Below are 14,135 nucleotides of genomic sequence, written 5' to 3' on the forward strand. Positions count from 1 at the left end.
GCCATGAATGGCGACCTTACGTGCGCAGAGTTCAATGTTGCTGTGCGGCGCGCGGCCAGATCCACGCCAGAATCATCTGCGGATAGCTTGGCTTGCGTTGCTTCTCCTGCGCTTTGTTGCGCTCTTCAATTTCCGCTGCCGTCAGATGCACAATCCCGCTCGGTTGATAATCACTCACTTTTAAAGGCGAATGCTGGCTGACGTAGTCACGCAGCACATCCGCATCGCGCTGTCCGCTGTTGCTGAAACCGGCATGGGTTTCCATGTTCGGATAGCCGTCGCCGCCGCTGGCGTTAAAGCTGTTGGTCGCCATGCGGTAGGTTTTATCTTTTTGCAGCGGTTCGCCGTTAATCTTCACGTCGCTGACGCCTTTGCCATCCGCCACCAGACTGATGTTGCTGAACTGCGCGAAGCCGCCGGAATCGACTTTGATATTGGCCACCGTCGCCAGATAACTCAGCAGTTCATTGCCGCTCATCGTAACTGAGACCACCTGATTGCCGAACGGCTGTACTTGCAGCAAATCGCGCCAGCTGAGATTGCCCTGCGCCAGCGAAGTACGAATGCCGCCGCCGCTCATTACCGCAAAGTCCGCTTTGGTTGCCGCCATTTGCGCGCGCAAAATCAGCTGCCCGAGGTTAGTTTGCTCGAAGCGTACTTTGTCGCGCTCGCCGACAAACACGCCGTCGCTACTGCCGACTTTAACATCCAGCTTCTTGCCGGCACGCAGTTGGAAAGGCGTTAACAGCTTCATCATCGCGCTGTTCGGCGGGATCTGTTCCTGCCAGGTGAGCCAGGATTCGCTGCCATCAAGATTCTTCACTTTGTGCTTGAGGTTGACCGGGATCAGCTGGTAATTCTCCAGCGTCAGCTCGCCATTGCGGAAGGTGAAGTCGCCGCGTCCAACAAATTTGCCCCACTCTTTCGCCTGCATGATCCACACGCCGTTTTGACGATCCGGCTGGCAAGGCTGGCCCGGCTGATAATCTTTTACGCTAACGTTCTCTTTCTCCATGCACACCGCATCCTGCGAATGTCCACCAATGATCACGTTGATGGTGCCCGGCGGCAGGCTGCGCGCCAGCTCCACGTCACCCGGCGCATTGCTGCCATGCTGGCCGTCGTCGTAATGGCCCATGTGCGTCAGCGCGATGATCACGTCAGGCTTTTCGCTGGCGCGTAATTCCGCCACCGCTTTTTCGGTCTCTTTCACCGGATCGCGAATATCTATCGTCGCAATGTTTTCTGGATTGGAGATACGCAGCGTGTCGGTGGTGGTCAGGCCGATCACCGCAATCTTCAGCCCCATGCGGTTAAAGGTCGCCCACGGCTTGAATAAGCGCGTATCGGTACCTTTTTGATAGATGTTGGCCGAAAGGAAAGGAAACTTAGCCCACTTCTGCTGCTTTTGCAGCACGCTAAGCGGTTTATCGAATTCGTGGTTACCCAACGCCATCGCGTCATAGCCCACCAGGTTCATGCCGCGAATGTCGGGTTCAGCATCCAGCATGTCTGACTCGGGCACGCCGGTGTTCACATCGCCCGCCGACAGAATCAGCGCGCCGCCGCCTTTGGCCTGCACATCATAGCGCTGTTGATCCATCAGGGTTTTCTGCGCGGCGAGGCCATATTCGCCCTGCGCGTTGGTCCAGTAGCGACCGTGATGATCGTTGGTATGCAGAATACTAAAACGATAACTGCGATCCGTTTGCCACGCCTGCGCCAGCATCGGCAGCAGTAACACTGTCAGCGCCAGCCAGCGCCCCTTTCGCGGTGATAAAAACAAAGCCGATCTCCTTATTCTGCGTTTTTCCACTGAGCGGTGGACTTAATGTGCGTTATCGCCCTTCTGTTTCGCACAGATGGCTGGCTAACTCAAGATGAAACTGGCAAAGCATCAATCAAACAAGCTGCAAAACCGCCTGGCGCTTAATTGGATAACCCAATTCTACGTTTGGCGGCGACTTTATCGACTTAGGACCGCTTTAACCGCAACAACACCTGCTGCGAAGCCAGTTTCCCGTCGCAACTATTTTTCCGCGCCACCCTTCATTCTGCGTATTTCCAGCCGATATAGTGAGATAACTGACGAAAATGGAGCTTCAGCTGCGTTTTAGTCTCATTTTTTCAATTTAGTGCGTTTTTACCGCTCAAATGTTTAAACGCGGTAAGTGATTGTGCATTACACTAGGTTGTTACAAGCGGATACATTTGCACACAAGGAGACAGGCATGCATCACACCACACCGTTGATCACTACCATTGTCGGGGGGCTGGTCCTCGCATTTCTCCTTGGTATGCTGGCAAACCGCCTGCGCATCTCACCGCTGGTCGGATATCTTCTGGCTGGCGTATTGGCCGGCCCTTTCACGCCAGGCTTTGTCGCGGATACCAACCTTGCTCCAGAACTGGCTGAACTCGGCGTAATTCTGCTGATGTTCGGCGTCGGTTTGCACTTCTCGCTGAAGGATTTGATGTCGGTAAAGTCTATCGCCATTCCTGGCGCCATCGCGCAAATCGCCGTGGCAACGCTGCTGGGAATGGGACTTTCCTGGACAATGGGCTGGTCGTGGATGACTGGTCTGGTATTTGGTCTGTGTCTTTCCACTGCCAGTACCGTGGTGCTGCTGCGCGCGCTGGAAGAGCGTCAGCTGATTGATAGCCAACGCGGGCAAATCGCCATTGGCTGGTTGATCGTGGAAGATTTGGTGATGGTGCTGACGCTGGTGCTGCTGCCAGCGATTGCGGGCATGCTGGAACAAGGCAACGCCAGCCCAACGCTGCTGTTGTGGGATCTGCTGCTGACCATCGGTAAGGTCGTCGCCTTTATGGTGCTGATGATGGTGGTAGGCCGTCGCGTGGTGCCGTGGATTCTGGCAAAAAGTGCCGCGACCGGTTCGCGTGAGCTGTTTACCCTTGCGGTGTTAGCGCTGGCGCTCGGTATCGCCTTCGGCGCCGTTGAATTCTTTGACGTCTCCTTCGCACTCGGCGCCTTCTTTGCCGGCATGGTACTGAACGAATCTGAACTCAGCCACCGCGCGGCGCATGACACCTTGCCGCTGCGTGATGCGTTCGCCGTGCTGTTCTTTGTGTCGGTCGGCATGCTGTTTGACCCAATGATCCTGATCGAACAGCCGCTGGCTGTATTGGGCGCGCTCGCGATTATCGTACTGGGCAAATCAATTGCCGCCTGGCTGCTGGTAACGCTGCTTGGCCATTCACGTCGTACCGCGATGACCATTTCGGTGAGCCTGGCGCAGATTGGTGAATTCGCCTTTATTCTGGCCGGTCTCGGCATCTCGCTCGGCATGCTGAGCGAGGAAGGGCGCAATCTGGTGCTGGCGGCGGCGATTCTCTCCATCATGCTTAACCCGATTCTGTTCAGCGTGCTGGAACGTTATCTCGACAAAACCGAGACCATCGAAGAGCAGACGCTGGAAGAAGCGATCGAAGAAGAGAAGCAGATTCCGGTGGATATCTGCAATCACGCGGTGCTGGTTGGTTATGGCCGTGTCGGCAGCCTGCTGGGGCAAAAACTGTTGGAAGCGGATGTGCCGCTGGTGGTGGTTGAGAACTCGCGCCCGCGCGTTGAAGCACTGCGCGAGCAAGGAATCAAGGCGGTGCTGGGCAATGCGGCGCGCGTCGATACCATGGATCTCGCCCGTCTCGACTGCGCCCGCTGGCTGCTGCTAACCATTCCAAATGGCTACGAAGCCGGTGAAGTGGTGACGGCGGCGCGCGAGAAGCGTCCGGACATTGAGATTATTGCGCGTGCGCATTATGACGATGAAGTGACCTACATTATGGAGCGCGGCGCGAATCGCGTGGTGATGGGCGAGCGTGAGATCGCCAACAGCATGTTGCATGTGCTGGAAGAAGAGATTGCGCAGAACCCGATTGTGCGTGAGTGCCCGATTTAAGTGAGTGCGGTCTTTGGGAAGGTCGCCATTAATGGCGACCCTACGTTTTATCTGTCCCAGTATGACTCTTCTAAGCTGTCTTCCCGCTCCGGCAGGCCGCGCGTCAGACGCGGTGAATGCTGATTCAGCACCTGATAACTTACCCGGTTGGCGTATTTACACACCTGTGCCAGTGACGAATAGGTCAGGTAGGCGCGGCCGTGTTTGCTGGAGTTAGGCACTTTTTGGCGGTGGAAGTTGTTGGCGGTGATGTCATGCAGCAGCGCCGCCAGCGCACCATCGCCCGCGCCGTTAGTGTTCATGATCTTCTCTGGCCCGCCCATATAAGGCGCAATATGTGAGAAGATGCGCAGCGGCTGATCGCAATCCTTGTGGCGCATCGCGCGGCTAAATTCATATTGGTTGAATTCAGCCAGCGCGCCCGGCAGCAGCGGATGATTGGTTTTACGTTTGTACTCTTCTTCGGTGAAACCGGCCATGTATAAACCGGTTGGCCCGGCGGTGCACAGCACCAAATCCACCCAATCCAGCGCCATATTCGACGCCAGCAGCGGATCCTGTTCGCCAGTCAGCGCAAAGGCTTCTTCTTCGTTCATCGCCACAATCGACACGTGATCGCGCAGGAAATCGCGCCAGAACTGCGGGTTATCCTGAATCACATATTTGGTACCGAGCGTCAGCACCACCGGCACATTGTGCTTTTTGGCGTATTCGATAGCGCGCAAGGTGGCTTCCGGCATCGGTTCGCCCGGCTGGCAGCGCACCAGATAGGAAGTCAGCACCAGCGCCGATGCGCCTGCAATCACCTCTTCCGGAATGCTGTTGGCCTGCAGCTGGTTCATCAAGCCGGGACTGATGGCGAAAGTACGTTCGCCCTGCTCGCCAATCAGCGTGAAGCAGCGGCCAATCGCGCCATCGACGCCCTGCAGGAAGTTGAGATCCATGCGGCTGGAGGTGTTGCACAGGTAGCGATAAGCGTAGCCGCCGATTTGGATGTTATTGCACATCACGCCGAGCAGCACCGAGCGATCATCCGCCAGCACCGAGTAGTTATGCAGGGTATTTCCGATGGTGCCACCGGCAAATTGATGGCTGATAAGCTCTTCGCGCATCAGCTCGTTGTAGAGCGCCTCGGCGGTGGCATCGTCGATCACCAGCGAGTGACCGGCGCTTAAGCCGTAACGCTGCAGAAAGTCGTCGTCGACTTTAGCTTCAATATCCACCAGCGTCTGGTCGATACCCACTACCCAACTGCCCTCTTCCTGCTCTTGCTGCGTGGCTTGCAGCAGCGGATCGCGCGCGTTGACGGGGAAATAGTGTTTGGATTTGCGTTTGCCGGGAAATTTCATCGAGAGTGCCGTCAGGGAAAATCAGGCAGAGAATGATATCACACTCTCTGCCACACCCTTAACGGCGCGCGTTGACCAGCTGCACCATCATTTCAATGTGTTCAGCATCGTCATTGAGCGCAGGAATGTACTCGAACTTTTCGCCGCCAGCATGCAGGAAGATCTCGCAGTTCTCACCGCTGATCTCCTCGAGCGTTTCAAGGCAATCCGCCGCAAAGCCCGGACTCATAACCTGCACGTGCTTGATGCCTTTCGCCGGCAAGCTCTTCATGGTTTCGTCGGTGTACGGCGTCAGCCACGGCTCGCGACCAAAGCGCGACTGGAAGGTCATCATGATCTTGTGCGGCGCAATACCCAATGCCGCGGCCAGCGCATCGGTGGTGTCTTTGCAGCGCAGCGGATAATCATCGCCTTCATTGGCAAAACGCTGCGGAATGCCGTGATACGACAGCACCAGCAGATCCGGTTCGCCATGCAGCGCAAACGAGCGCTCCACCGAGGCTTTCAGCGCGGCAATGTAAGCCGGATGCTCTGCATAATCGCGGATAAACGCCACTTCCGGCAGTGAACGCAACGGTTTAAAGCTGGTGGCTAAGCCGTCCCAAACTGCGGCAACCGTCGAGCAGGAGAACTGCGGATAGAGCGGCAGCACGATGAGTTTGGTCACACCTTGATCCAGCAAGCGCTTTAACGCGCTGTCGAGGCTTGGCTGGCCGTAGCTCATGCCAAGTTCAACCGGCATATCGAGGCGCTGCGCCAATGCGTCACGTTGACGCTTGCTGAACACCATCAGTGGTGAACCTTCATCCATCCACACGGAAGCATAAAGTTTCGACACGCGTGGCGAACGGAAAGGCACGATGATGAAATTGAGAATCGGCCACCACAATAAGCGCGGTGTATCAACCACTCGTGGATCGCCGAGGAATTGTTTCAGATAGCGTTTAACCGCAGGTGTTGTGGGTGCGTCTGGTGTACCTAAGTTAACCAGCAAAACCCCGGGCTTTTCTTGCCTCATTGTATTTCCTTGATGTCGAAACGAATGGGTCGAATGCAAAATCAGGGGGAAATTGTAGCGGAAATCGAGGGAGGGGAAAGCAATTGCTGCAAAAGGGCCGGACAACCGGCCCCATCAACGCATTAACCGAGAATCGTGGCCAATTGCGTGCTCACTTCAGCGACAGGACGGGTGCCGTCGATTTTGTGATATTCGGTGTTGCCGTCTTGCGCTTCTTTGCCGTAGTAAGCAATCAGCGGCGCGGTCAGCTGATGGTATTCCACCAGACGCTTACGCACGGTCTCTTCCTGATCATCTTTACGCGTGGTCAGCTCTTCGCCGGTCAGGTCATCTTTGCCTTCCACTTTTGGTGGATTGTAAGTGACGTGATAAACGCGGCCCGATGGCGTGTGTACGCGACGACCAACAATACGATCCACAATCAGCTCGTCCGGTACAGCGAACTCCAGCACGTAATCAACCTTGATGCCCGCTTCTTTCATAGCGTCAGCCTGCGGGATAGTGCGTGGGAAGCCATCGAGCAGGAAACCGTTTTTGCAGTCTTCCTGCGCGATACGCTCTTTAACCAGCGCAATCACCAGCTCGTCAGTCACCAGTTTACCGGCATCCATGATCGCTTTTGCCTGTTGGCCCAGTTCCGTACCGGCTTTTACTGCCGCACGTAACATGTCACCGGTGGAGATTTGCGGAATACCGTATTTCTCCATGATGAATTGAGCCTGAGTGCCTTTACCTGCGCCCGGAGCTCCGAGCAGAATAATACGCATTGCGTAATTCCCCTTGCGAATCGCATTGTTCAATCTGAGAAGGCGAAGAACATACCATTATGGCCCGCGCACCACAAGGAAACGGGCGCGCTCGCCATGAAAGGTCTACTTTGACCTGCTTTGTCAGCAAATACCAGCAGAGTGCCCGTTTTTAGGAATCACGGCTAAGCATGAGTGCGTCTTTGAGACGTTTTTTCAGTACAGGCGTGACATTCAGCTGTTTGTTGACGCCGCCGCGTATATCGGCGCGCAGACGTAAACGCGCCTGATCTGGCAGCACCTGAATATCCTGCGGCAATTGACTGGCATTGAGGCCATTCGGCAGCGGAAAAAGCGCAAAGGGTAAACCCGGTTGCTGGATGGAATGCAGGATAAAGGGCGAGTCGAGTGCGATATTTTCCACCATCGCAATATTGAACGGACGCCATTCGCTATCCTCCATCATCGTCAGCGCCTGTTCTGGTGCGTCACGAAGCGCTAATCCCTGCTCAAACAGCCGCAGTTCACTGCGCACCAGCGTGCTGAAATCGGCGGTGCGCAACGCGATCAACACCAGATCGCCGCATAACGCCGCATGACGATCGAGGCGAGCAACAAACAGGCGCGCATCGCTCACCAACCGCTTATGCAACTGCGTGGCAAACGACTCCGACGCATCGGTAACGCCGTGGCTTTGGCATTCGCTTAGCGCCCGCACCCGACCTTGCTGCATATCAACATGATCCACTAACGCAATGTTGCCCGCCGTCATCGGCAAAGTGGGCAGCACGCTGAGTTCGCTGACCGGATGGTGCGAGGCATAGCGCGTTTGATTACGTGATTGTTCCTGACGGAGAAACAGCTGGGAAAGCAGCACCCGTGAGATATGCAAAGAGGGTGCGAAGAAAAGATCGTAGTTTTCAAGCCGGTAATGACGGGAAAGCAAGCCGCGAAGCTTATCGCGCGCCGCCGCCGCCCTGGCAGTAGCAAGTTGTGGAGCCATCGCGTGATAGGTCTCTTATTATTGTGCTGTGTGTGGGAGGTGAAACCTGCGGTGATAGTCGGCGTGAAACACAGAGAGCCTAAGCCGTCAACCCGCCAGAATCTGGGGGAAAGGTTAGGCCAATGCGGCTGGACATTAAAATGATATAAACTGACAATCCCTGTTAGGTTTTTACACAGGGGACGAGTATGACCGCGCTTCCATCGTTACGTGCACTGCACTATTTCCACCAGGCGGCACTGTATAGCAGTTTTAGCGTTGCGGCCGAACGTCTGCATGTGACCCATAGCGCCATTAGCCATCAGGTTCGACAGCTGGAGAGCTGGATGGGGAAGCCGCTGTTTGTGCGCACCAATGGACGCGTCAAATTAACCTCACACGGTGAACGTTTGCTGGTGAGCTGTCAGAAAGCTTTTAGCGAACTCTCAACTACCTGCGAAAGCATCCGTACCGGCATGCGCCATCACCTCAGCGTCTCCTGCGCGCCCAGCTTTCTCTCACAATGGCTGATTCCGCGTATCGCCAGCTTTTATCAGCGCTATCCCGATATAGAAGTGCAGTTTCAGTCGCTGGTGGAGATCGACCAACTGCGCAGCGAGCACACCGATGTGCTGATCCTCAGCGCCGAGCAGTCGCCGGATGACGATATTGATGCCACTTTGATCAGCGATGATTACATCGGCCCGCTGTGCGCCCCGCAGTTTGCTGCCCGTTTTCAGAGCGAGCAGGATCTCGCCTCGCTGCCGTTGCTGCACGCCGATACGCGGCTGCATGCGTGGGCCGAATGGGCGAAAACCAGCGGCGTGCGCGGCAATTACTGGATCGGCAAGCATTTCGATAATTTGACGTTAGGCATTCAGGCAGCGAGAAACGGATTGGGCGTGATTATGGCGCCGCGCTTGCTGGTGCGTCAGGAGTTGAGTGACGGCACCTTGATTGCGCCGCTGGGCTTTGTGCGTGTTGATCGCGCGACGTTGATGATGACCAAGACTTCGCGCCAGCACGATGCGGAGATTACGTTGTTTCGCGATTGGTTGCGGGATCAGGCGCAGATATAAAGCGGATAAAAAAAGGTCGCCATGAATGGCGACCCTACGGGTTTGGTGCGATTACGCCGTCAGCAACTGGTTCATGCGACGGATAAACTGGTTTGGATCGTCGAGCGTACCGCGCTCAGCCAGTAGCGCCTGATCCAACAGCAGCTCAACCCACTCGGCAAAGCGCGTTTCGTCCTGGGTATCGGCCACGCGTTTCACCAGCGTGTGATCCGGATTGATCTCGAAGATGTACTTCACTTCTGGCACATCCTGACCCGCTGCGGCAAACAGTTTCGCCATCTGCGTGGTCATTTCGTTGGCATCGGTGGTGACGATCGCTGGCGTATCGGTGAGACGATGCGTCAGACGCACCTCTTTCACGCGCTCGCCCAGCAGGGTTTTCACGCGCTCAACGAACGGCTCCAGCGCCTTCTCCGCTTCTTTCTGCTCTTCGGTCTCTTCGTCGGCCAGTTTGCTCAGCGAATCATCCGCTTTGCTGACTGACTGGAAGGTTTTTCCGTCGAACTCGGTGAGGTAGCTCATCATCCATTCGTCGATGCGATCGGAGAGCAGCAGCACCTCGATGCCTTTCTTGCGGAACAGTTCCAGATGCGGGCTGCTCTTCGCGGCGGCATAGCTGTCGGCGGTGATGTAGTAAATCTTATCTTGCCCTTCCACCATGCGCGTCAGGTAGTCGTCGAGCGAAATGGTCTGCTCGGCGCCTTCGCTCTGGCTGGTGGCAAAACGCAGCAGTTTGGCAATCTGTTGCTGGTTAGCATTGTCTTCGGCTGGACCTTCTTTCAGCACCAGACCGAACTCTTTCCAGAACTGCTGATATTTTTCTGCGTCGTCTTTCGCCAGTTTTTCCAGCATCTGCAGGCTACGCTTGGTCAGCGCGGCACGCAGGCTTTGGGTCACGCGGCTGTCCTGCAGGATTTCACGCGACACGTTCAGCGGCAGATCGTTGGAATCTATCAGACCGCGCACAAAGCGCAGGTAGTTCGGCATGAACTGCTCAGCATCGTCCATGATGAATACGCGCTGCACGTAGAGTTTCAGGCCATGCTTGCTGTCGCGATTGAACATGTCAAACGGCGCGCGTGATGGCAGATACAGCAAGCTGGTGTATTCCTGCTTACCTTCCACGCGGTTGTGACTCCAGATCGCCGGATCGCTAAAATCATGGGCGATATGTTTGTAAAACTCGTTGTACTCGTCGTCGCTGATCTCGGACTTGTTACGCGTCCACAGCGCCTGAGCTTTGTTGATCTTTTCCCAGGTGGTGGTGTCGCTCTCTTCGTCTTTGCTTTCGATTTCGACCGGCAGCGCGATGTGATCGGAGTATTTGCTGATCACGTTACGTACGCGCCATGCATCGAGGAAATCGTCTTCGCCTTCACGGAAGTGCAGCGTGATTTCGGTACCGCGATCGGCTTTCTCAATCTCCGCCAGCGTGTACTCGCCTTCGCCGGCAGATTCCCAGAACACCGCTTCATCGGCTTTAGCGCCAGCCGCGCGGGTGCGCACGGTGACTTTGTCCGCCACGATGAACGCCGAGTAGAAGCCCACGCCGAACTGGCCGATCAGCTGGCTGTCTTTCGCCTGGTCGGAGCCCATGGATTCGAGGAAGGATTTGGTACCGGATTTCGCGATGGTGCCGAGGTTCTCAATCACCTCATCACGGCGCATACCGATACCGTTATCGCTGAGCGTCAGCGTGCGATTTTCCGGATTGACCGAGATACGTACGCGCAGGTCGCCGTCGCCTTCATACAGATCGGGCGTCGACAGCGCGCGGAAGCGCAGTTTGTCGGCGGCATCTGAAGCGTTGGAAATCAGCTCGCGCAGGAAAATCTCTTTATTTGAATAGAGCGAATGGATCATCAGGTGCAGAAGTTGTTTTACCTCTGACTGGAAGCCACGCGTCTCTTGTCCTTTCATGGTCATTGCTACCTCAACTGAATCGGGGTTGATGATACGTTGAGAGAGAAATGGGGATGAAGGGCAGGATTTCAAGCCGATGTCTGCGAAGACATCGGCAAGTGATTAGAAATTAATCTTGTGGCGTCCGGCGAGCGAGTGCGACAGCGTGGTGCCATCGACCATTTCCAGCTCACCGCCAACCGGCACACCGTGCGCAATGCGGCTGGCATCAACGCCATATTGTCCGCACAGCTCGGCGATGTAGTTGGCCGTGGCTTCCCCTTCCACCGTAGGATTGGTAGCGAGGATCACTTCGGTTAAGGTTTCGCGCTCGAGACGCTGCTCCAGCCGATCCAGACCGATATCCTGTGGACCAATGCCATCCAGCGGTGACAAATGGCCCATCAGCACAAAGTAGCGGCCGCCAAACTGGCCGGTCTGCTCAATGGCGTGGATATCTGCCGGGCTCTCCACCACACAAATCTGGCCGTTTTGCTGACGACGCGGATTGGCGCAGATGGTGCAGATTTCCTGCTCGGTGAAAGTACGGCAATCGGCGCAGTGGCCAATTTCCGACATGGCGCGGGTCAACGCCTGCGCCAGACGCATGCCACCGCTACGATCGCGCTGCAACAGCTGAAAAGCCATGCGCTGCGCCGACTTCGGGCCAACGCCCGGCAGGCAGCGCAACGACTCCATCAAAGATTCAAGCAGTGGACTGGTTTGCATCAGAACGGCATCTTGAAGCCAGGTGGCAGCTGCATACCTGAAGAGACAGCAGCCATCTTCTCTTTCTGCGTTTCATCAATACGACGTGCCGCATCGTTGAAGGCTGCAGCGATCAGATCTTCCAGCATGTCTTTGTCATCTTCCAGCAAGCTTGGATCGACTTCGACACGACGGCAGTTGTGCGCACCGTTGATGGTTACTTTAACCAAGCCAGCGCCTGATTCACCGGTCACTTCGATCGCGGCGATCTCTTCCTGAACTTTGGCCATTTTGTCTTGCATCTGCTGGGCCTGTTTCATCAGGTTGCCCAATCCGCCTTTACCAAACATAGTTTTCTCTCTCTGCTGGGGCTGCGCGCAGTTGACGCGCGGCAGCATGTTCACACCGGTCGAATACTCTCTTCATCCAAATCGGCATCGAAGAATCGACGCAATGTCTGAATATGGGTATCACTTTCGATCGACTGCCGCGCCTGCGACAGCTTCTCTTCATAAATGGCCTGGCGCCACTCCAGTGGCGTCAATACCGTAGGATTATCGTCTTCAATAATGGTCAATTCAACCGGCTGACCGGCAGACTGACTCAGCGCGTCCGCCAGCGCTTGCTTTGCCGACGCAGAATTCAGATGGCGCTGGCTGCTGCGCAGATGCAGCGTAATGCCATTCTCGCCCACCTCTTTCCACGCATTGAGCGCCACTTGCTGCACCAGTTTCGGCAGCGTCAGCGCGGCGATTTCTGCGGCCCACGCATCGCGCTGCTGGGCTTCTTCCGCCAGACGTAGCGCCAGCTCTGGCGTTTTCTCATGCTCCAGAGCCGAACGCAAGGCTTTTGGCGTCGCCACCGGCTCCGCTTTAACCTCAACCGGCAGCTGCGTTTTCCAGCGATAGGCTTCCGGTTTAGCCGGCGCTTTTACCGTGGGTTCAGACGCACGTTGTTGCACACGTTCAGTGACGCTAGCGAGACGTTCCAGCGCCGGATTCGCCGGCCGCGCGGAACGCGCTGCCGGCTCACTCTTTTTTGCTTTGCCGGCTCCCTGACGCAGCAACTGCGTTCGCGCCTGTAACAACTGGCTGGTGGAGTCGGGTAACGGATCGGACGCTGGCTGCATGTCCGGATAATCATCCGACATTGGCGGCGCGTCATGGTTCGGCGGTGCCATCTGCGGCTGCGCAGCCGGAGCGGGCACGGCTTTTGGTGCGGCTTGCGGCGCCGCAACCTGCGGAGCAGCTTGTGGCGTCAAGGTCGGACGCGCCAGCGGCTCGGCAATCGTTGCCTGCGGATGGAAGGCCAGCGCACGCAGCAGCGTCATCTCAACGCCTAAGCGCCGATCCGGTGCCAGCGGCAGATCTTTACGTCCCATCAACAGCGTTTGGTAATAGAGCTGTACATCAGCCGGTGGCAGCACGCGCGCTAACTCGCGCAGGCGATCGGCCTGGCTAAGATCGTCCTCGCTGAGCGAGCTCGGCAATAGCTGCACCATGGCGATTCGGTGCAGCAAACGCAGCATCTCAACCAGCAGCGCTTCCCACTCAACCCCGCGCGATGCGGCCTGATTCAGCAGCGCCATCACCTGTTCGCCCTGGCCATCCACCAGCGCTTCAATCAGCGCCAGCGGCTGTTCGTCGTCGAGTGTGCCGAGCATTTGTGCCACGGTGTCACGCGTTACGCTGCCCTGCCCCATGGCAATCGCCTGGTCGGTCAGGCTCAGCGCATCGCGCATACTGCCGTCAGCGGCGCGTGCCAGCAGATGCAGCGCGCGCGGTTCGGCAGCAATCTGCTCCTGCTGCAACACATGCGCCAGCTGCTGCTGGATTTGCTCAACGTCGAGCGCTTTAAGATGGAATTGCAGGCAACGTGACAGAATCGTCACCGGCAGCTTCTGCGGATCGGTGGTCGCCAGCAGGAATTTGACGTGCGATGGCGGCTCTTCCAGCGTTTTCAGCAGCGCATTGAAGCTGTGGCGCGACAGCATGTGCACTTCATCGATCAGATAGACCTTGAAGCGACCGCGCGCGGGTGCGTACTGCACGTTATCGAGCAGATCGCGCGTATCTTCAACTTTGGTGCGTGAGGCGGCATCGATCTCAATCAGATCGACAAAACGGCCCTGCTCGATTTCGCGGCAGTTATCGCATTGTCCGCACGGCGTTGACGTGATGCCGGTTTCACAGTTAAGGCCCTTCGCCAGCAGACGGGCGATCGAGGTTTTCCCGACGCCGCGAGTGCCAGAAAAGAGATAAGCATGATGGATTCGTCCCAGTGACAACCCGTTAGCCAGCGCAGTCAGCACATGTTCCTGACCGACTACGTCAGCGAAGGCCTGGGGACGCCATTTTCGCGCAAGTACCTGATAGCTCATGTGGATTCAATCACTGGAATTTAGGGAGAAGGGAGAAAATGCAGCTTCGCA

11 protein-coding genes and 1 other annotated feature are annotated in these 14,135 nt (G+C 56.5%); of the genes, 2 read left to right on the forward strand and 9 right to left on the reverse strand.

What is annotated here, in order from left to right:
- Positions 1-31 precede the first annotated feature (31 nt).
- The gene (gene ushA / locus FHW71_RS09820; protein ID WP_179451695.1) at positions 32-1,786 is read right to left on the reverse strand and encodes a bifunctional UDP-sugar hydrolase/5'-nucleotidase UshA; all 1,755 of its coding nucleotides are present in this window, start codon (positions 1,784-1,786) and stop codon (positions 32-34) included.
- A gap of 445 nt (positions 1,787-2,231) precedes the next feature.
- Between ushA and ybaL the strand changes: the two genes are divergently transcribed.
- Positions 2,232-3,920, forward strand: coding sequence for a YbaL family putative K(+) efflux transporter (gene ybaL, locus FHW71_RS09825; RefSeq protein ID WP_154191792.1), 1,689 nt, complete (start codon positions 2,232-2,234; stop codon positions 3,918-3,920).
- Positions 3,921-3,967: 47 nt separating this feature from the next.
- Here the strand turns inward: ybaL and FHW71_RS09830 are convergent, their stop codons facing one another.
- From FHW71_RS09830 to FHW71_RS09845, 4 genes are all read right to left on the reverse strand, one after another.
- Positions 3,968-5,269: an inosine/guanosine kinase gene (locus tag FHW71_RS09830; protein ID WP_008103861.1), complete on the reverse strand. Its 1,302-nt coding sequence runs from the start codon at positions 5,267-5,269 to the stop codon at positions 3,968-3,970.
- Between the two features lie 58 nt (positions 5,270-5,327).
- Positions 5,328-6,287 carry a ferrochelatase gene (hemH, locus tag FHW71_RS09835; protein ID WP_154153565.1) on the reverse strand — a complete coding sequence of 320 codons (960 nt, stop codon included), beginning with the start codon at positions 6,285-6,287 and terminating at the stop codon, positions 5,328-5,330.
- Positions 6,288-6,409: 122 nt separating this feature from the next.
- Positions 6,410-7,054 (reverse strand): adenylate kinase, encoded by a 645-nt coding sequence (gene adk, locus FHW71_RS09840; RefSeq protein WP_008103865.1) that lies wholly within the window; start codon positions 7,052-7,054, stop codon positions 6,410-6,412.
- A gap of 151 nt (positions 7,055-7,205) precedes the next feature.
- Entirely contained in the window at positions 7,206-8,036 is an 831-nt protein-coding gene (locus tag FHW71_RS09845) for a DUF6024 family protein (protein ID WP_179451696.1), read from the reverse strand.
- 188 nt (positions 8,037-8,224) lie between these two features.
- Between FHW71_RS09845 and FHW71_RS09850 the strand changes: the two genes are divergently transcribed.
- Complete coding sequence (locus FHW71_RS09850) at positions 8,225-9,094, forward strand: LysR substrate-binding domain-containing protein (RefSeq protein ID WP_008103869.1); 870 nt, start codon at positions 8,225-8,227, stop codon at positions 9,092-9,094.
- Positions 9,095-9,145: 51 nt separating this feature from the next.
- On the opposite strand, the gene htpG is transcribed toward FHW71_RS09850, so the two are convergent.
- The 4 genes from htpG to dnaX all read right to left on the reverse strand — a co-directional run bounded on the left by htpG (position 9,146) and on the right by dnaX (position 14,084).
- Entirely contained in the window at positions 9,146-11,020 is a 1,875-nt protein-coding gene (gene htpG / locus FHW71_RS09855) for a molecular chaperone HtpG (protein ID WP_154153571.1), read from the reverse strand.
- 99 nt (positions 11,021-11,119) lie between these two features.
- Positions 11,120-11,725, reverse strand: coding sequence for a recombination mediator RecR (recR, locus tag FHW71_RS09860; protein WP_008103873.1), 606 nt, complete (start codon positions 11,723-11,725; stop codon positions 11,120-11,122).
- Entirely contained in the window at positions 11,725-12,054 is a 330-nt protein-coding gene (locus tag FHW71_RS09865; protein ID WP_008103874.1) for a YbaB/EbfC family nucleoid-associated protein, read from the reverse strand. Before FHW71_RS09865 ends, recR begins: the two co-directional genes overlap by 1 nt.
- Positions 12,055-12,104: 50 nt before the next feature.
- Positions 12,105-14,084: a DNA polymerase III subunit gamma/tau gene (dnaX, locus tag FHW71_RS09870; RefSeq protein WP_179451697.1), complete on the reverse strand. Its 1,980-nt coding sequence runs from the start codon at positions 14,082-14,084 to the stop codon at positions 12,105-12,107.
- Positions 12,702-12,763, reverse strand: a sequence feature (DnaX frameshifting element). It overlaps the preceding gene by 62 nt.
- Positions 14,085-14,135: the final 51 nt, after the last annotated feature.

This window comes from Enterobacter sp. Sphag1F, from assembly GCF_014193275.1.
Taxonomy (GTDB): domain Bacteria; phylum Pseudomonadota; class Gammaproteobacteria; order Enterobacterales; family Enterobacteriaceae; genus Pantoea; species Pantoea symbiotica.

What these genes read in the sequence shown, in the direction of transcription:
- ybaL (WP_154191792.1), top strand. Translation starts at nt 2,232, where the DNA reads ATGCATCACACCACACCGTTGATCACTACCATTGTCGGGGGGCTGGTC.
- FHW71_RS09830 (WP_008103861.1), bottom strand. Translation starts at nt 5,269, where the DNA reads ATGAAATTTCCCGGCAAACGCAAATCCAAACACTATTTCCCCGTCAAC.
- hemH (WP_154153565.1), bottom strand. Translation starts at nt 6,287, where the DNA reads ATGAGGCAAGAAAAGCCCGGGGTTTTGCTGGTTAACTTAGGTACACCA.
- adk (WP_008103865.1), bottom strand. Translation starts at nt 7,054, where the DNA reads ATGCGTATTATTCTGCTCGGAGCTCCGGGCGCAGGTAAAGGCACTCAG.
- FHW71_RS09845 (WP_179451696.1), bottom strand. Translation starts at nt 8,036, where the DNA reads ATGGCTCCACAACTTGCTACTGCCAGGGCGGCGGCGGCGCGCGATAAG.
- FHW71_RS09850 (WP_008103869.1), top strand. Translation starts at nt 8,225, where the DNA reads ATGACCGCGCTTCCATCGTTACGTGCACTGCACTATTTCCACCAGGCG.
- htpG (WP_154153571.1), bottom strand. Translation starts at nt 11,020, where the DNA reads ATGACCATGAAAGGACAAGAGACGCGTGGCTTCCAGTCAGAGGTAAAA.
- recR (WP_008103873.1), bottom strand. Translation starts at nt 11,725, where the DNA reads ATGCAAACCAGTCCACTGCTTGAATCTTTGATGGAGTCGTTGCGCTGC.
- FHW71_RS09865 (WP_008103874.1), bottom strand. Translation starts at nt 12,054, where the DNA reads ATGTTTGGTAAAGGCGGATTGGGCAACCTGATGAAACAGGCCCAGCAG.
- dnaX (WP_179451697.1), bottom strand. Translation starts at nt 14,084, where the DNA reads ATGAGCTATCAGGTACTTGCGCGAAAATGGCGTCCCCAGGCCTTCGCT.